Below are 18,423 nucleotides of genomic sequence, written 5' to 3' on the forward strand. Positions count from 1 at the left end.
GCGATGTACGACGTCTCCGCCCTGCCCCGTTGAGCCTCAGGCGCGCAAACCGGGATCCTTGGCAGAAACCAGCTTGTGCAGATGAACCATCATGCCGGCGGCAAAAAGCGGCGTCAGAAGATTGACGATCGGGATCGCCAGAAAGAGGGCGATCACCAGCCCGCCGAGAAAGACCGTGGAGGCATGCTTGGCGCGGAAGAGCCGTGCCTCATCAGGCGAACGGGAGCGCATAGCGGCGAATTCGAAGAATTCCCGTCCGAGCAGATAGCCGTTCACCAGAAAGAACGCGACCAGATTGACGCCGGGGATAAACAGCAACAACAATGCCACGATATTGCCGAGGATCACCACGCCGAGGAACTTGATCGAGCTTGCCATCGCCGGACCGAGCGGCATGGCGGTGCCCGGCGCGTCCTTGGGATAGTCGCGCTTTTCGATGACATCGGCGACATCGTCGAGAAACAGGCCGGCGATCAGCGCCGTGACCGGCGACAGCAGCAGCGCCAGCATCAACGCAAGGCCGATACCGGCCAGGATCGCGAAGAGGAAAGCGAGCCACCCTGCCCAATCCGGCATATCGGGAAAGAAACCCGTGAGCCAGGGAAAGAGGAAGGCCATGAAGGCCCCGCGCAGCGCGAACCAGAGGCCGACGAGCACGAGAATCGTCAGGCCGAGCACTTTCCAGAAGACAGAACGTGTTTCCGATGCGAACAAATTGGCGAGCGAAAGGCGAGCGGCGTCAAGAATCATGTCTCAGGCGTCTCCGGTTGCGCCGAAGATGTAGGAAAGATGGAGGCCACCGACAAGAGAGAATAAAATTGCATGCAGTAATAGAAAACTTGTCGAAAACTAAATACTAATATAATATTGTGACGCATATAAAATACACACGGGCCTGAGAAGCAGCTTCCGAAATAGTTGCAAAGACAAGGGGTCGCAACAGCGCATCCACGGAACGCCTCTGAGGGAAGACGGGGAGGCTGACGTGGAAGACTTTGTGCAAAAACTCAGGCAATACGCAAAAACCGGCACACCGGCCGAACGCCGTATCGCGAAATATTTCACCGAACACCTGAACGACCTGCCGTTCGAGACGGCTGCGTCCGTTGCCGACAGGCTGGATCTCTCGCCGATGACCGTCGGGCGCTTCCTGCGCTCGCTCGGTTATCAGGGATTGGACAGCGTCAAGGTGGAGATTCGCGAGACCGTGACGACATCGCCGGCGCAATTGCAGAGCGCTATGAGCGAGCTGCATGCCGACGCTGCGGAGGGCAAACCGCTCGCCGTGCTGGTTGCCGAACAGATCCAGGCCCTCCATCATATCTATCATCTGACGGCGCAGCCGCACTGGTCGGAAGCCGTCGGCTTGATCAGCACTGCCCGCGAAGTGTCGATCGCCACGCATGCGCGGCTCTCAAGCCTGGCCAATCATTTCTGTCAGCGGCTGACGCAAGCCCGCGACGGCGTTCGCACGCTCGACGCTGCCGACAACCGTTTTGCGGAACTCTTCGCCCGGCTGGCGGTCGACGACGCGCTGCTTGTCATCATCGATTGCCGCCGCTTCGCCAAGGCGCGGCTGCTTGCCAGAACGGCGCGGCGCTACGGCTATAAGGTCGTGCTCATTTCGCCGCAGCAAGCGGACTGGATGGCGGACCAGTCGAACGTCATGCTGCCCTTGCCGCCCGCTCGCGCCCCCGATCTCGACAATCTTCCGCCGCTGATCGCGCTGCTCGATTGCCTGTCTGAATCCGTCATCCTCCAAGTCGGAGAGGAGGCCGCACTTCGTCGCCGCCGCATGATGGAATTCGCGACAGTCCTCGGCGAGACGGCAAACCACTAATTTGAAAGGTTATGCGCAGATTCAATGTGATGGAGCGTCCTTAGAGCGGCGCTCTATTGCATCGTTTCCAATTCGGCGCGGTGCCGGTGCATAGCGAGAAGACGGCGGTAGTCGCGGTCGTAAAGCGCCTGCTTGGCCTTGTCGGGAAGCCGTTCGTCGCCGCCCGGATACATCGCCTCGCCGGCCGCCGCCAGATCCTTGTACAAGCCGCACGCGACGGATGCTGCGATTGCCGTGCCGAGCAGCACCGCCTCGTTCATCTTCGGCACCACGACCTTGCAGCCGGTCGCATCGCTATAAAGCTCCATCAGCACCGGGTTCTTCACATGCCCGCCGGCAATATGCAGCGTATCGGGCATGTAACCGTATTCCTTCATCATTTCCAGGATATGGCGGATGCCAAGCGCAATCCCCACCGCAGAGCGCCAATAGAGCGCGCAGAGCCCGTCGAAGGACGTATCGAGTGTCAGCCCGCTGACGACGCCGACGGCGTGCGGATCGGCGAGCGGCGAACGGTTGCCATGGAAATCCGGCAGCACGAAGATCCGCGCACCGAAGTCATCGCCCTCCTCGGCCCGCAATTCGGCGATGCGCGCGACGATCTTCTGATGCAGCGCTGCCGTCGGCTCGCCACCGGCCGCATGCATGCGCACGATGTGGTCGATCAACGCGCCGGTCGCCGATTGCCCGGCCTCCACCAGCCAGGACTGCGGGAAGACAGCCTCGTAATAGGGACCCCACATGCCATGGCTCGGCTTGCGTTCCCGCGAGAAGGTAACGATGCAGCTCGACGTGCCGGCAATCAGCGCCAGCTGGTGCTCGCGTTTGACAGGATCGGCGGCGTAGCCGCCGAGCGCGCCGAGTGCGCCGGCATAGGCGTCGATCATCCCGGCGGCGACATGGCAGTCCGTCGTCAGCCCCAGCGCTTCCGCCGCTTCCTGCGTCAGCCGGCCGACGCTGTCTCCGACAGGCGTGGTCTCATCCGGCAGATGGCCGCGCGCCTGAAGGTCCTCGAGGCCGATCCGTTCCAGGAAATCCTGCTGCCAGCCCTTTTCGAGATGGGCGAGATAGTTCCATTTCGCCGTCAGCGTGCAGCGCGAACGGGCGGGCGATCCGGTCGATTTCCACGTCATGAAATCGGCGAGATCGAAGAAATAGCCAGCCTTTTCCCATGTGGCGGGCAGCTTCTTCTTCAGCCACATCAGCTTCGGCATCTCCATTTCCGGCGACATCACGTGGCCGGAATGTTCGAGCACCCTGTGCTGCGTCGCCGTGCAAAAATCGGCTTCCTTCAGCGCCCGATGATCGAGCCAGACGATCGTGTCGAAACGCCTCTCCCCGCCTGTGGAAACGCTGAGCTGCCGGCCCTCGACGTCACGGACGACAAGCGAACAGGTGGCATCGAAGCCGATCGCTCCGACCGAGGCGGCGGCGATACCGGATTGCTCCATCGCCCTGCGCACTGCCATGCAGGCGGCCGACCAGATATCTTCGGAATCGTGCTCGGCATGGTTTTCGCGCGGCCGGTTCATCACGATCGGATGCTCGGCCTTGGCGAGCAATCGGCCGCGTGCGTCGAAGACGCCGGCGCGCGCACTGCCCGTGCCGATATCCACCGCAACCACATGATCACGCATCAAGTCTTGGTCCCGTCCAGCTTATGGTTGCGGACAAGGTGTATCAAATCCGGCATGGCGTCAAACACCACTTCCGGCGAAAGGCGGTCGAGTTCGGCACGGTATCCGGCGAAGTTGGCGTGTGATCCGCCGGTGAAGGCGAAGACCGTCATGCCTGCCGCCTTGGCCGCGGCAACGCCGGCCGGGCTGTCTTCAACGACAAGGCAATGAGCCGGCTCGACCTGCATTTCACGCGCCGCATGCAGGAAGAGATCGGGCGCCGGTTTGCCGCGCTTGACCATCGTCGCACTGAAGATGTCGGGCAGCTTGTCGAGAAGTCCGGTCACCGACAGCGACAGCCGGATTCGCTCCATCTGGCTGGACGAGGCAACGCAACAGGGAACGCCAAGGCCGTCAATCGCCGCGGCGATACCCTCGATCGGCTTCAGTTCTGTGCGAAAGCGGGCGTAGAGATCGGTGCGGATACGCTCGAGGAATTCCTCGCCGGCATGAACGTTGAATTCGGTTTCCAGCGTATCGATGAGAGTAGACAGGCTGCGGCCGAGAAAACGCTCATAAGCCTGGTCTTCGGTGATCGAGACGCCGAGATCGTTCATCGCCCCGACGAGCACGCTGATCGAGATCGGTTCGCTGTCAACGAGTACGCCATCGCAATCGAAGATCACCAGCCGTGTTTCAGCATCAGCCATGGAACACCCAACCTGAGTTCAATTCGGACGTGTTACCGTCCCGCGGCGCTCGCAAGGCCGGACGAATGGCGGCAGCAGATACCGCCATCCGGATTCCTTACACTGCGAGCTTGCCGTCGAGATAGAGCTGCAGCGTCTCCCGCGTGCCCTTTTCCCACAGGGTTTTGAGAGCATGGGCGAAACGCTTGCGAAAAAGTTCCGATTTCGCCACTTCGCCGAAAATATCGTCGAAGACGAGAAAGGCCGACGGGTCGTCCTTGGCTTTCAGCGCCGCCGCATGCAGGCGCTCTGCGCTCGCGTCGTTGAAGACGATATCCTTGCCGCTGTCGGTCTTGCCGGCGAAATAGCGGCACCAGAGTGCTGAAACCAGCGCCAGGCCAACGACGTCCCTGCCCTGACGCAGATTGTCGAGCGTCGACGGCAGGATGAATTTCGGCTGGCGGTTGGAGCCGTCTTGCGCCAGCCGCGGAATAGTGTCGGCAATCTTCGGATTGAGCAGGCGATGTTCGATCAGGGCGAAATAGTCCGCCAGCGACGTGTTCGGCACCGGCGGCACGATCGGGATGATCTCGTCTTTCTCGAGCTTGGCAAGGAAGGCGCGGATCAGCGGGTCTTCCATGGAATCATGAACGAAATGAATGTCCATCAACGCCGCCGGATAGGCGATCGCGGCATGCCCGCCGTTGAGGATGCGGATCTTCATGTGCTCGTAGGGCGTGACATCGGGCACGAAGGTGACGCCGACCTTTTCCAGCGCCGGCCGGCCGGCGGTGAACTTATCCTCGAGCACCCATTGCTTGAATTCCTCGCAATAGACCGGCCAACTGTCCTCGATCTGGAAATTGTCCCGGAGGAAATCGACCTCGCGCTGGCTGGTCGCCGGCGTGATGCGGTCGACCATGCCGTTCGGGAAGGCGACATTCGCTCGGATCCAGTCGGCAAAGGCAGGGTCCGAAAGTGCGGCCGTGCCGACGACGGCATTGGCGGTGACGACTCCATTATGGGGAATGTTGTCGCAGGACATGACGGTGAAGGGACCGATGCCCTTGTCCTTGCGCGCTTTCAGGCCGGCGACGATCAGGCCGAACACTGTCTTCGGCGCGTTGGGATTTTGTCCGTCGGCGGCGATCGCCGGATGGGTCGGATTGAATGTGCCTGATGCGTCGATGAAATAGCCGCCCTCGGTGATCGTCATCGAGACGATGCGGATCTCGGGATCGGCAAGCTTGGCGATGATCGCAGTGGCATCGCCGACCGGCAGGATGTCGATCATCGGTGCCGTGACGCGCGCCGCCGTCTTGTTGTTGTCCTGTTCGACCACCGTCGTCAGGAAATCCTGCGCCGCAAGCTTTTCGCGCATGGCGGCATCCGACGGCAACACACCGGCGCCGACGATTGCCCAGTCGTGATCCGTGCCGGCGTTGAAGAGATCGTCGAGATAGATCGCCTGGTGGGCACGGTGGAAATTGCCGACGCCGAAGTGCACGATGCCGGCTTTCAGCGATGCCCTGTCATATCCAGGGATGGCGGCAGTGCGCGCCACATCCGAAAGCGTTGCCAGCGATAATTTGCACGTCATGTTTCAGTCCTCTTGAAGGTCTTGCCGAGACGGCCAGGCGCCATCGTCCGGCTCGCATGCCTGCCCCCAGCCCGGCGGCCCGCTTCAGATGGCAAGGCCGCCCTCGTTGAATTTGTGAATACGCGAACGGTCCGGCGTCAGGAAGACCGTGTCGCCCGCTTTCGCCGGGAAGTCGCCGCTGCCGCGCGCCGTCAACATGCCGATGCCCTCGGCGTCGATATGCAGGAAGGTGTCGGAGCCGAGATGTTCGGCGACCACGACCCTGCCCTTCCAGTCGCCGCTCTCCATCGACAACAGCACATGTTCGGGCCGGACGCCGATGGTATGTGCGTTCAGCGCGGCGGCGTGCTGGCCTGTGATGAAGTTCATCTTGGGCGATCCGATGAAGCCGGCGACGAAGAGGTTGCGGGGGCGGCTGTAGAGTTCGAGCGGCGAGCCGACCTGCTCGATATTGCCCCTGTTCAGGACGACGATCTTGTCGGCCATGGTCATCGCCTCGACCTGGTCGTGGGTGACGTAGACCATCGTCGTCTTCAGCTGCTGATGCAGCTCGCTGATTTCGAGGCGCATGTTGACGCGGAGTGCCGCATCGAGGTTCGACAGCGGTTCGTCGAACAGGAAGGCCGAAGGCTGACGCACGATGGCGCGGCCGATCGCCACGCGCTGGCGCTGGCCGCCGGACAGCTGTCGCGGCTTGCGTTCGAGATAGTCGGTGAGGTTCAGCACCCGGGCCGCATCAGTCACTTTGCGGTCGATCTCCGCCTTGTCGACGCCCGCCATCTTCAGCGGGAAGGCGATATTGTTGCGCACGCTCATATGCGGATAGAGCGCATAGGACTGGAACACCATGGCAAGGCCGCGCTCCGAGGGCGCCTTTTCGGTGGCGTCCCTGCCGTCGATGACGATCTTGCCGCCGGAGACATCCTCGAGCCCGGCGATCAGCCGCAGCAGCGTGGACTTACCGCAGCCCGACGGGCCGACGAAGACGACGAACTCGCCGTCCTTGATGTCGAGATCGATCGAAGGGATGACCTTGGCTTCGCCGAAGACCTTGGAAACCTTCTGAAGGGTAATGCTGCCCATGTTTCTCTCCCTTTTATGTTATTTCACAGCGCCGAAGGTCAGGCCGCGGACGAGTTGTTTCTGGCTGAACCAGCCAAGGATCAGGATCGGCGCGATCGCCATCGTCGATGCCGCCGAGAGCTTGGCGTAAAACAGGCCCTCGGGGCTGGAATAGGAAGCGATGAAGGCCGTCAGCGGCGCCGCCTTCGAGGCGGTGAGGTTGAGCGTCCAGAACGCCTCGTTCCAGGCAAGGATGATGTTCAAAAGCAGCGTTGAGGCAATGCCGGGCACCGCCATCGGCGTCAGCACGTAGACGATCTCCTTCATCAGCGACGCCCCATCCATGCGCGCCGCTTCGAGGATCTCGCCGGGGATCTCCTTGAAGTAGGTATAGAGCATCCAGACGATGATCGGCAGGTTGATCAGCGTCAGCACGATCACCAAGCCGGTGCGCGTGTCGAGCAGGCCAGAATTACGAAACAGCAGGTAGATCGGGATCAATGCACCGACCGGTGGCATCATCTTGGTCGACAGCATCCACATCAGCACGTCCTTGGTCCGCTTGGTCGGCGAAAACGCCATCGCCCAGGCGGCCGGAATGGCGATGATCAGGCCGATCAGCGTCGAGCCGAAGGAGATGATCACCGAGTTCATGAAGTGGCTGAGATAGTTCGACCGGCTCTGCACCTCCGCATAGTTTTCCGTCGTCCAGTGGAAGAACAGGAATTGCGGCGGCGAGGCGATGGCGTCGGCTTCCGACTTGAAGCTGGTCAGGAACGTCCAGAGAATCGGGAAGAAGATCAGGATGCCGAGCGTCCAAGCGATCGCGGTGACGATGAGCTTGCGCTGCGTTGTGACTTTTCTGGCCATCTCAAGCCTCCAGATTCTTGCCGACGAGGCGCACGAGGAAGATCGCGACGATATTGGCGAGGATAACAGCCACAATACCGCCGGCCGATGCCCCGCCGATATCGAACTGCAGCAGCGCCTGGGCATAGACGAGATAGGTAAGGTTGGTGCTGTCGGTGCCCGGCCCGCCATTGGTGGTGACGAGGATTTCGGCAAAGACCGAAAGCAGGAAGATCGTCTGGATCAGGATCACCACGGTGATGGCACGCGCCATGTGTGGCAGGATGATGTAGATGAACTTCGAGATCGGACCGGCGCCGTCCATTTCGGAGGCTTCCTTCTGCTCCTCGTCGAGCGACTGCAGCGCGGTCAGCATAATGAGGGTGGCAAAGGGCAGCCACTGCCAGGCGACGATCAGAATGACGGAAAACAGCGGCGCATTCGCCAGCCAGTCGATCGGCTGCAAGCCGAGCGCCTTGGCAAGATGCGCAAACAGGCCGTTGACCGGGTTCATGAACATGTTCTTCCAGACGAGTGCTGCCACCGTCGGCATGACGAAGAACGGCGCAATCACCAGGATGCGCACGATGCCCTGGCCGTACATCGGCTGGTCGAGCAGCAGCGCAAAGGCGATGCCGCCGATGACGGTGATCAATAGAACGCCGGCGACGAGCAGCAGCGTATTGATCAGCGCGGCGATGAAGGCCGGATCGGACAGGAAATATTCGTAGTTCAAGAAACCGACGAAGTTTTCCATGCCGGGGCTGAGCAGATTGTAGTTCAGCAGCGAGAAATAGATCGTCATCACAAGCGGGACGATCATCCATGCAAAGAGCAGCAGCACGGAGGGCGCGATCATCAGGCGCGCGGCGGAGCGGGTATGTAAGGTTGCCATGGCAATCACCGATCTGGACTGAAGCGGGGAGCGGCCGCAAGGCAGCTTTGTCTGAAAAAAGAGGCCGCCGATGCAGTTCGGGCAATCGGCGGCCCAGAGGGGCGGATTGTCAAGGATCCGCCTCTTGCTCAGGAGGTTTTATTTAATGTAGCCGGCCTTGGTCATTTCGCGGGTTGCCAGCTGCTGTGCGGCCTGCAGGGCCTGGTCGACCGAAAGCTGGCCGGCAAGAGCTGCGGAGAACTGCTGGCCCACTGCCGTGCCGATGCCCTGGAATTCCGGGATCGCCACGAACTGGACGCCGACATACGGTACCGGCTTGACGGTCGGCTTGCTCGGATCGGCCGAGTTGATCGAGTCGATCGTCGTCTTGGCGAAGGGAGCCGCCTTCTGGTAATCCGCATTCGCATAGAGCGAGCTGCGGGTGCCTGGAGGTGCATTCAGCCAGCCTTCCTTCTCGGCAACGAGGTTGGTGTAATCCTTGCTCGTGGCCCAGGCGACGAACTTCTCGGCGGCTTCGGCCTTCTGAGAACCTGCCGGGATGGCAAGGCTCCAGGCCCACAGCCAGTTGCCGCGCTTGCCGAGGCCCTTGTCGGGAGCCAGCGCAAAGCCGACCTTGTCGGCGACGGTCGATTCCTTCGGGTTGCTGACGAAGGATGCAGCAACGGTCGCATCGATCCACATGCCGCACTTGCCGGTCTGGAAGAGCGCCAGGTTCTCGTTGAAGCCGTTGGAGGAAGCGCCCGGAGGACCGGCATCCTTCATCAGCTTGACGTAGAAGTCGAGCGTGTCCTTCCATTCGGGCTGATCGAACTGCGGCTTCCAGCTTTCATCGAACCAGCGGGCGCCGAAGGAGTTGGACATGGCCGTCAGGAAGGCCATGTTCTCGCCCCAGCCGGCCTTGCCGCGCAGGCAGATGCCGTAGACTTCCTTGTCCTTGTTGGTGATCTTGCGGGCAGCGTCGGCAATGAAGTCCCAGGTCGGGGCGTCGGGCATCTTCAGGCCGGCGGCGTCGAACAGGTCCTTGCGGTACATCACCATCGAGCTTTCGCCGTAGAACGGCGCCGCATAGAGCTTGCCGTCCATGGTCAGGCCGCTGCGGATCGCCGGCAGCAGGTCGTCGACGTCGTAATTGGCGCCGAGATTGTCGAGCGGCACCAGCCAGCCCTGCTTTGCCCAGATCGGAACTTCATAAGTGCCGATCGTCAAAACGTCGTACTGGCCGCCCTTGGTCGCGATGTCGGTCGTGACCTTCTGGCGCAGCACATTTTCTTCGAGGGTTACCCATTCAAGGTCGATGCCGGGGCTCTTCGCCTTGAAATCATCCGTCAGCTTCTGCATCCGGATCATGTCGCCGTTGTTCACGGTCGCAATCGTAAGCGTTTCGGCCGAAGCCATACCGGCAAACGCCAGTGCTGAGCAGGCGCCCAGCAGAAAAGTTCTCAATGTCATAATCTTCCTCCCAGAAGATGGGGTGTGAGCATTCGCTTCGCTCATGGGCAATTACTCAATAAACGACGCAGAATGTCAATCGGCAATCGTTGCTGCAGTGCCGAAGGCGATAGTTATCCTATTGATTTAAATATAATATTTTTTGCTCAGTTCTTGAGCAAAAACTCAGCCGTCTCTTCGTCGGTGATCAGAGCGTTGATTTGATGGCCGACAACGGCAGCTCTGATGGCCTTGAATTTGCGCTTGCCCTTGGCCAACCCAATGACCATCGACGCGTCACGGGACGGGATCGGCGCGGACGCGACGCGCTCGTTGATCGGGTTGTCGATCAGCCTGCCATCGACATCGAAAATCCAGCCGCAGATCTCACCGACAGCACCCCCGCGCATCAGCTCCATCATCTCGTCCTTCTCGAGAAAACCGTCGACGCAAAGCGGCCCATCGATGCCGAGCTCGCCGATGCCGACGAAGGTGACATCGGCCTGCGCGCTCATATTAAGCGTCGAGCGCACCAGCTGTTGGCCATGCAGCAACTCCCGCTCCTCCGCCGAGGTGACAAGCACCGGCAGCGGCATCGGATAGTGTCGCGCCTTCACCGCATCGGCCATGCTGAAGATGACGTTGTAATAGGCCGCCGATCCGTCCGGGGCGATATTGCCGGTCAGCGAAACGATGCGGTGATTGGGACATTCGATCGCCGGAAGCTGGTCGACGGCCGCCTTCAGGGTGCGGCCGGTACCGATGGCGAGTACGATCGGCTCCGGCCGTTTCAGCCACCGCTCGATCTCGGCAGCGGCCGCCTCGGCGATACCGACCGTCGTCGACGACGACGCGGGATCGCTCGGCACCACCTCCACATGTTTCAGCCCGAATTTCCGGCGCAGCTGACTGCCGAGCTCCAGGCAGGCGGCGATCGGATGATCGAGCCGCACCTTGATCAGGCGCTCGGCGACCGCCAGCGACACCAGCCGCTGCGCCGATTGCCGCGAGATGCCCATCGCAGCGGCGATTTCGTCCTGCGTGCGCCCGGCGACGTAGTAGAGCCAGCCGGCACGCGCCGCATCATCGAGCCGTGCAGGGGTCTCGGATCTTTTTACCATCTAATGCCTACCGCGCAAAGTGAGCCGGCGTGCCGCCGCCGAACATGATTTGAGTCTGTATCGCGCCAGATCAAAACAAAATTCCGGCAAATGTCGAGCCTGTTGCAAGGAGCCCCGCCAAATAACCGCCGTCACTCGGGCAAACCCGCTCAGGCAAACCATTGCACGACGAGATAGATCGCCGCCTTCACGAGACCGTAAATCACCCCGCCGGCGATGACGAGCGACACGGCCGTCATCACGAAGCCGATGAGCGCGAAGAGACCGTCACGGCCCAATATGCCGAAAGCGAAGACCGAGATCGTGATCGCCGGCAGAATGTTGCCGAGCGGGACCGGCAGCAGGAGAACGATCGACAGCAGCAGGCATGCCGCCCCGGCGAGATATTCCGCCGGCGGTTCGGCGAAGATCGCAAGCCGCGGTTTCAGCATGCGTTCGGCCCAGGCGAGCCAGCCGTGGATGCGGCCGACGATGGACTCGAAATCCTCCCGGCGCATCGAACGGTTGGCAATCACCTTCGGTAGCCAGGGTTTCAGCCCGAAGGTCAGTTGCGCTGCCAGGAAGACCAATGGCGCCCCGAGCACGGCCGAGGTTCCGGGCGGAGTGGGAAAGGCGTTCGGAAGCGCGAAGATCAGCATCAACGCGCTGATCGCCCTGTCACCCATCGTGTCGAATAGATCGCCGATCGAGATCCGTTCGCGGCTCTGATCGACGGCCATCTGCCGCAAAATGGATGAGAGGCGGCGGCCTTTGGGACGTGGTCTTCGGATGGTACTGTTTTCTCTCGTATCGATCGTCGTGGGTCCGGCAGTTGATGAAAGTGTAGGGCCGGATTCTGGCGATGCAATATGCCAATTGAATGACTTGCGGGGTTAGAAATTGCGGCTGCGATCGGAGCCGATGGGCTCGGGCTCACCAGATCTCTCCAACGTCTTGCCATGACGGAATGGAAGACGGAAACCCGTCCCGCCTATCTGATCTCCCCACCTGCGGGAGAGGGTGTCCGGCAAAACAGAGGGGGTGGTACACGGCCCGACCATAAAGCCGGCTGCACCACCGCCGAATGAGCGCTTGAAATTCCCCGCCAACAATGCAAGCAGACGCTGGGAGACCAGAGAAACGGCAGAGTGGCAATGATCATTTCATTCGACATCGGTGGCACCGCCATCAAGGGTGGCATCGCTCGTTCCGAGACAGACATCGTTCCCCTCGGCCGCCGCCCGACGCCCAGAGATGATTTTGCCGCTTTCGTCGAGACCCTGCGCGGCATCATCGCCGAAACCGGCGAACAGCCGAACGGCATCGCCCTTTCCATCGCCGGCGTCGTCGATCCCGATACGCAGCGCCTGATCTGCGCCAACATTCCCTGCATCCACGAACGCACGCTTGGCGCCGACCTCGAAGCCGAACTCGGCCTGCCGGTGCTGATCGCCAACGACGCCGACTGTTTCGCGATGGCCGAAGCCGGTCTCGGCGCCGGCCGCGGCCACCGCATCGTCTTCGGCGCTATCCTCGGCACCGGCGTCGGCGGCGGACTGGTTGCCGACGGACGCCTCGTCAACGAGGCCGGCGGCTTTGCCGGCGAATGGGGTCACGGGCCGATCATCGCATCTGCGGCCGGCGATCCGCCCGTCGCCATTCCCGCCTATGCCTGCGGCTGCGGCCAGAAGGGTTGCGTTGACACCGTCGGCGGCGCCCGCGGCCTGGAGCGCCTGCACAAGACGCTGCACGATCTCGACCTTGCCAGCGAGGAGATCATCGCTCAGTGGCGCCATGGAGAGCAGAAGGCGACACGGACGATCGACGTCTATGTCGATCTCGTCGCCTCGCCGTTAGGGCTGACGATCAACATCACCGGCGCGACCATCGTGCCGGTCGGCGGCGGGCTTTCCAATGTCGAGCCGCTGCTTGCCGAGCTCGACCACACCGTGCGCGCCCGCATCCTGCGCAAGTTCGATCGCCCGCTGGTGGTGCGCAGCGAATGCCGCATCGAACCCGGCCTGATCGGCGCGGCACTGCTGGGGCTGAAGGCCGAGGCGGCGGCTTAGAGCACCGGCCACATCCGCACGATCGCTGCGAAGCGATCCCAGTCCTTGCGCGCAGAAGGCGTCCAGGCAGCCTCGGCGACCGCCGGGAGACGCGGAAAAACCAGCCGGTTGAAATAGGCGCGCGAGACGAAGTTCTCGGTCCAGATGCAGGCCTGGATGCCGCGCATCTTCTCCTGCAGCGCCTCCGGCAGCTCGCCCTCGGCCTCGTAAGCGTAAGTGTGTTCCGGCGGCGCGTAGCCCGCCCAGCCGGCGCCGGGCTCGGCCCAGGCTTCAGCCTGCGCCATGTCGAGATAATAGGCCTGCCCCGGCGTCATCACCACGTCGTAGCCTTCCTGTGCCAGCTCGATGCCGACGGCGGGCTTTTCCCAGGCCATCAGCAGCGTGCCGTCGCGGTCGACGCCGCCGCCATGCGAAACCTCGTTCCAGCCGACGAGCTTCTTGCCGCGCTCCGACAGCATGGCTTTGATACGTTTCAGGAAATAGGATTGCAGCTCGGCAGTGCCGGCAAGTTTCTCCCGCTCCATCAGGGCCTTGCAGAGCGGCGAGGAAAGCCAGGAGCCATGCGCCACTTCGTCGCCGCCGATATGGAGATATTCGCCGGGAAACAGCGTCACCATCTCGTCGAACACCTTGCCGAGAAATTCATAGGTGAATTCCACCGCCGGATTGAGGGCATTGTTCGGATAACCCTGCACCGAGCGGTAACTGTCCGGCGCCTCCTGCCCGTCGACGAGCTCGGGCAGCGAGAACAGCGTTGCCATGCTGTGGCCCGGAATATCGATTTCCGGCAGCACCTCGATATGCAGCGAGGCTGCATGCGCAACGATCCGCCTGGCGTCCCCTTGTGTGTAATGACCGGAGCGCGTTTGCGCCCCGTCACCGAGCTGCGGCACGAGCACTTCATCCGGCCCGCGCCGCGCGCCGATCTCCGTCAGCGCGGGATAGGCCTTGATCTCCAGCCGCCACGCTTCGTCATCCGTCAGATGCCAGTGGAAGATGTTGAGCTTGTTCCAGGCGAGAATATCAATCAGCCGGACGACGTCTGCCACCGGATAGAACTGCCTGGACACATCGAGATGGCAGCCGCGCCAGTCATAACGCGGCTGGTCGGCGATCGTGCCGAAACTGGGGAATTTGAAGACCTCGGGATCGGCGCGGGCGCCGTGCAGCAGTTGCGCCAGGCTGATCAGCCCGTAATGCCGCCCGGCGGCATCCGCACTCGAAAGCACGATCTCATGCGCCGTAAAACGCAACTCGTAGGCGAAGGCGGCGATCGACGATTCGGTGACGAAACGAATGGCCCGCCCGCCTTCGACGACACTGAGGGAAAACGGCATATTGTCGGCCGGATAGAGCCGCTGGTAAAGCGCAAGAACCAGCGAAAGCGCCTTGACCGCATCGGGCCGTGTCCGCTCGGCCGGATAAAGGACGACTGGCAGCTCTCCCGCCTTCAGCCCGAGCGCCAGCGGCCAGGGCAGCAGCGAATAAGGTTCCTCGGCCCGGCCTGGCGGCAGAAGCGGCGACACCACGCCGCCATTCCGGCCTTCGAGCATGAGATCGCCGAAACCAACAGGAACGTGGCGTCCGTCGCCAAGTGTCAGATAGGCCGATTTGACGCCTGATGTCATATGTTTCGGCTCCCTGGTCAGCCCCTCGACGGTGAACCGCCAGCGCCCGCCGGGCGGCACGCTCAGCCCCTCGGGCGGCAGGAATTCATGGAAATGCGCGACCTGCCGCTTGAGGCTGCCGCCGTCGCAGACATGTTTGTCGGCAATCCGCGTCTCTGACGTGTAGGCGAGCGAGAAGCCGGACAGCGGCTCGGTCGAAAGATTGAAAAGCGTGAAGGTGAGGCGCCCGAATCTGCCCTCGATCGGGCTCCAGCTTGCTTCCAGATGGTAATCGGCCATGGTCGGGTCCTGCCTCGTCAATGAGTGGCCGGGATCGCGGTTGGTCTCCCGGCATGCTTCGCAGCTTAGCTTTTTCGAGGCGGCAATGGAATCGGCGCGCAGCTCCAAGACGGAACAGGCAGTAAAGACTGCGCGGCGCTGTAGGCAGCGACGCGCTTTGACGAGTAAGCTGTGACCTGCAAGGAAAACGGCGCGGCTTTCGCCGCGCCGTCCTCACTCTGCTGCCAACGCCGGCGGATGTCTGTCATCCGCCTCTTCCTGGATGGCGTCGGCATGCTCGCCCGGCTCGTCCTTTGCCTTCGGTTCCCGGCCGAAGAAAAGAGCGTAACCGGCGGGCAGAACCAGAATGGTGAGCACGGTCGCAACCAGGATGCCGCCCATCATCGCGTAGGCGAGCGGACCCCAGAAGACACCGCGCGAGATCGGGATCAGCGCCAGCACGGCGGTCAGTGCCGTCAGCATGATCGGCCGGAAACGCCGCACGGCCGCGCCGACGATCGCCTCCTGCCGGTGCATGCCGGCTTTGATATCCTGGTCGATCTGGTCGACCAGGATGATCGAGTTGCGCATGATGATGCCGAGCAGCGCGATGACGCCGAGGATGGCGACAAAGCCGAAGGGCGCGCCGCTGATCAGCAATGCGGCCGCGGCACCGATGATGCCGAGTGGGCCGGTGGCAAGCACCAGCATCGCCTTGCCGAAATGCTGCAACTGCACCATCAACAGCACGACGATGACGGCGAGCATGATCGGCGCCTTGGCGGCGATCGACATCTGGCTTTCCGCCGCATCTTCGGCACCGCCCTGGATCTCGACATTGTAGCCGGCTGGCAGGCTGTCGCGCAGGTCCTTCATGTCGGCATACATCTTCATCACCACGTCGTTCGGCTGCACATCGTCAGGCAGCGTCGCGCGCACGGTGATCGTCGGCAGGCGGTCGCGCCGCCACTCGATGCCCTGCTCCATGACGGGCACGACCTTGGCAACCTGCGAGACCGGCACAAAGCCGCCGAAATCCGTCGGCACATAGACCGAGTTGACCGCCGACAGCAGCGAACGGCTGGCATCCGGCTCGCGGGCGACGATCGAAACCGTCTCCTCGCCGTCGCGGAAATCGTCGAGCGCAGCCCCTGACATGGCGGTCTGCAGCATCTGGCGCACACGCTGCGAGGTGACGCCGAGTGCCCGGGCGCGGTCCTGGTCGATCACCAGCTTCATCGCCGGCACCTCTTCCAGCCAATCGTCATGGATGGCGCCGAGCTCCGGATTGGCCTGGAAGCGCGCCTTTACCTGATCGGCGATCTCCCTGACTTCCTGGCGGTCGGGGCCCATGACGCGCATCTGCACCGGCCAGCCGGTCGGCGGACCGAGGAAGAGGCGGTCGACCTTGCCGCGAATATCGGGGAAGTCTTCCGCAAGGATCGTCCGCAGCTTGACGATCAGCCGCTCGCGCGCCGGTTCGTCATTGGCCATGACGAGCAGCTGGGCGAAGTTCGGATTGCGCAACTGCTGGTCGAGCGGCAGGAAGAAGCGCGGCGCGCCTTCGCCGATATAGGTGGCGATGAACCGCTTGTCGGGATCATCCATCATCTTGGCTTCGAGCGCCTTTGCCTGCACCTCGACTTCCTTGATGCTGGTGCCCTCGGGCAGCCAGAGATCGACGAGGATTTCCGGCCGCGACGATTGCGGGAAGAAATTCTGCGGAATGAACTGGAAGGCCCAGAGGCTGGTGGCGAAGGTGCCGAGCGTGAGCAGCAGCACGATGACACGGTGGCGCACAGCCCAGCCGACCGTGCCGCGCAGCCGGCGATAGAAGCCGGTGTCGAAGGCGTCGTGATGCTCGCCTGCGTGATGGCGCTGCTTGAGGATCATATAGCCGAGCCACGGCGTGAAATAGACCGCGACGAACCACGAAGTGACAAGCGCGATGCCGACGACGTAGAACAGCGACCGCACATATTCGCCGGCCGTCGATGCTGCGAAGCCGACGGGAATGAAGCCGGCAGTGGTGATCAGCGTACCCGTCAGCATCGGGAAGGCGGTCGAGGAATAGGCGAAGCTTGCCGCCTCGATCTTGACGAGCCCCTCCTCCAGCTTTCGCTCCATCATCTCGACGACGATCATCGCATCGTCGACGAGCAGGCCGAGCGCGATGATCAGCGCGCCAAGCGAGATGCGCTGCAGGTCGATGCCGAGTTCGTACATCAGCGCAAAAGTGGCGGCGAGCACCAGCGGAATGGCGATGGCGATGACGAGGCCCGATCGCCAACCGATCGACACGAACGAGACGACCAGCACGATGATGAGAGCTTCGCCGAGTGCATGCATGAATTCGCTGACCGCATCCGTCACCACGTCGGGCTGGTTGGCGATCTGATCGACGGCGACGCCGTAGGGCAGCGCCTCCTCGAAGCGCTGATAGGTCGCCTCCACGCCCTTGCCGACATCGGTCACGTTGAAGCCCTTGGCCATCACGACGCCGACCTGAACGCTGTCGTGGCCGTTGAAACGGTACTTGCGCTGGTAGGGATCTTCGAGCCCGGAACTGACGGTGGCGATATCACCGAGGCGCGTCACCTGACCGCCGGCGCGAAGGCGCAGTTCACGGATATCGGCTGCTTTCTTCACGTCGCCTTCGACAGATATGCGCACCGACCGCAGGCCGGTATCGACCGAGCCGGCCGGATCGACATTGTTCTGGCCCTTGATGGCGTTCTGCAGATCGAGGATCGTCAAGCCGCGCTCGGCGAGCGCCTTGGATGAGACGTCGATATAGATCTTCTCAGGCTGGTCGCCGATAATGACGGCTTTCTCGACGCCCGGCGTCGTCAGCAGCATGTCGCGCGCCTGGATCGCGAATTTCTTCAGTTCCGGATAGGAATAGCCGTCGCCGCTGATCGAATGCAGCGTGATGAAGGTATCGCCGAACTCGTCGTTGAAATAAGGGCCGAGCAGGCCCTGCGGCAGCTCGTTGGAGATGTCGCCGACCTTCTTGCGCACCTGGTAGAAGGCATCCGCCACCTCTTGCGAATTCGTGTCGCCCTTGACCTGCAGGGTGATGATCGCACTACCCGCCCGCGTATAAGACTTGACCCAGTCGATATGGGGCGTTTCCTGCAGCTTGCGCTCGATCTTGTTGACGACCTGATCTTCCATTTCCTGAATGGAAGCACCTGGCCAGATCGCCTGAACGACCATGACGCGGAAGGTGAACTCGGGATCCTCGCGCTGGCCCATGCGCATCAGGCCGAGTACGCCGGTGATGATGATCAGCCCGAAGAGGAAGCGGGCGATGCTCGGATGCCCGATCGCCCAGCGCGATAGATTGAAGGGCCGCTTTTCGGTGTTGGTGGCGTCCATGGTCTTGT

At 62.2% G+C, this 18,423-nt stretch carries 14 protein-coding genes; 2 read left to right on the forward strand and 12 right to left on the reverse strand.

Going from position 1 to position 18,423, the window contains the following annotated elements; translation table 11 throughout:
• Window positions 1–36 precede the first annotated feature (36 nt).
• The gene (locus J3P73_RS21780; RefSeq protein WP_018072688.1) at window positions 37–750 is read right to left on the reverse strand and encodes a sulfate transporter family protein; all 714 of its coding nucleotides are present in this window, start codon (window positions 748–750) and stop codon (window positions 37–39) included.
• Between the two features lie 235 nt (window positions 751–985).
• Here J3P73_RS21780 and J3P73_RS21785 point away from each other — a divergent pair, with 235 nt between their 5' ends.
• Complete coding sequence (locus J3P73_RS21785) at window positions 986–1,840, forward strand: MurR/RpiR family transcriptional regulator (protein ID WP_018072687.1); 855 nt, start codon at window positions 986–988, stop codon at window positions 1,838–1,840.
• A gap of 53 nt (window positions 1,841–1,893) precedes the next feature.
• Here J3P73_RS21785 and J3P73_RS21790 read toward each other — a convergent pair whose 3' ends face one another.
• The 9 genes from J3P73_RS21790 to J3P73_RS21830 all read right to left on the reverse strand — a co-directional run bounded on the left by J3P73_RS21790 (window position 1,894) and on the right by J3P73_RS21830 (window position 11,819).
• On the reverse strand, window positions 1,894–3,477 hold the full coding sequence (locus J3P73_RS21790) for an FGGY-family carbohydrate kinase (protein ID WP_026170945.1): 1,584 nt from the start codon (window positions 3,475–3,477) through the stop codon (window positions 1,894–1,896).
• Window positions 3,477–4,166 (reverse strand): HAD family hydrolase, encoded by a 690-nt coding sequence (locus J3P73_RS21795; protein WP_017967984.1) that lies wholly within the window; start codon window positions 4,164–4,166, stop codon window positions 3,477–3,479. Before J3P73_RS21795 ends, J3P73_RS21790 begins: the two co-directional genes overlap by 1 nt.
• A 97-nt stretch (window positions 4,167–4,263) precedes the next feature.
• Window positions 4,264–5,745 carry a mannitol dehydrogenase family protein gene (locus J3P73_RS21800; RefSeq protein WP_018497492.1) on the reverse strand — a complete coding sequence of 494 codons (1,482 nt, stop codon included), beginning with the start codon at window positions 5,743–5,745 and terminating at the stop codon, window positions 4,264–4,266.
• An 84-nt stretch (window positions 5,746–5,829) separates the two neighbouring features.
• Entirely contained in the window at window positions 5,830–6,828 is a 999-nt protein-coding gene (locus J3P73_RS21805) for an ABC transporter ATP-binding protein (RefSeq protein WP_018072684.1), read from the reverse strand.
• 18 nt (window positions 6,829–6,846) lie between these two features.
• Window positions 6,847–7,677, reverse strand: a complete 831-nt coding sequence (locus J3P73_RS21810; RefSeq protein ID WP_018072683.1) for a carbohydrate ABC transporter permease — start codon at window positions 7,675–7,677, stop codon at window positions 6,847–6,849.
• Between the two features lies 1 nt (window position 7,678).
• Complete coding sequence (locus J3P73_RS21815; protein WP_018072682.1) at window positions 7,679–8,551, reverse strand: carbohydrate ABC transporter permease; 873 nt, start codon at window positions 8,549–8,551, stop codon at window positions 7,679–7,681.
• Between the two features lie 138 nt (window positions 8,552–8,689).
• Window positions 8,690–10,000 carry an ABC transporter substrate-binding protein gene (locus J3P73_RS21820; RefSeq protein ID WP_207579700.1) on the reverse strand — a complete coding sequence of 437 codons (1,311 nt, stop codon included), beginning with the start codon at window positions 9,998–10,000 and terminating at the stop codon, window positions 8,690–8,692.
• Window positions 10,001–10,146: 146 nt separating this feature from the next.
• The gene (locus tag J3P73_RS21825; RefSeq protein ID WP_018072680.1) at window positions 10,147–11,100 is read right to left on the reverse strand and encodes a sugar-binding transcriptional regulator; all 954 of its coding nucleotides are present in this window, start codon (window positions 11,098–11,100) and stop codon (window positions 10,147–10,149) included.
• 149 nt (window positions 11,101–11,249) lie between these two features.
• Window positions 11,250–11,819, reverse strand: a complete 570-nt coding sequence (locus tag J3P73_RS21830) for an exopolysaccharide biosynthesis protein (protein ID WP_231286783.1) — start codon at window positions 11,817–11,819, stop codon at window positions 11,250–11,252.
• A gap of 414 nt (window positions 11,820–12,233) precedes the next feature.
• Here J3P73_RS21830 and J3P73_RS21835 point away from each other — a divergent pair, with 414 nt between their 5' ends.
• On the forward strand, window positions 12,234–13,148 hold the full coding sequence (locus J3P73_RS21835) for an ROK family protein (RefSeq protein ID WP_130692770.1): 915 nt from the start codon (window positions 12,234–12,236) through the stop codon (window positions 13,146–13,148).
• Here J3P73_RS21835 and J3P73_RS21840 read toward each other — a convergent pair.
• Complete coding sequence (locus tag J3P73_RS21840) at window positions 13,145–15,055, reverse strand: beta-N-acetylhexosaminidase (protein WP_018072677.1); 1,911 nt, start codon at window positions 15,053–15,055, stop codon at window positions 13,145–13,147. The two genes, J3P73_RS21835 and J3P73_RS21840, sit on opposite strands and share 4 nt — an antisense overlap.
• A 213-nt stretch (window positions 15,056–15,268) precedes the next feature.
• Window positions 15,269–18,415: an efflux RND transporter permease subunit gene (locus tag J3P73_RS21845; protein ID WP_018072676.1), complete on the reverse strand. Its 3,147-nt coding sequence runs from the start codon at window positions 18,413–18,415 to the stop codon at window positions 15,269–15,271.
• Between the last annotated feature and the right edge of the window lie 8 nt (window positions 18,416–18,423).

Origin of the sequence: Rhizobium ruizarguesonis (genome assembly GCF_017357285.1) — a bacterium.
Taxonomy (GTDB): Bacteria; Pseudomonadota; Alphaproteobacteria; order Rhizobiales; family Rhizobiaceae; genus Rhizobium; species Rhizobium ruizarguesonis.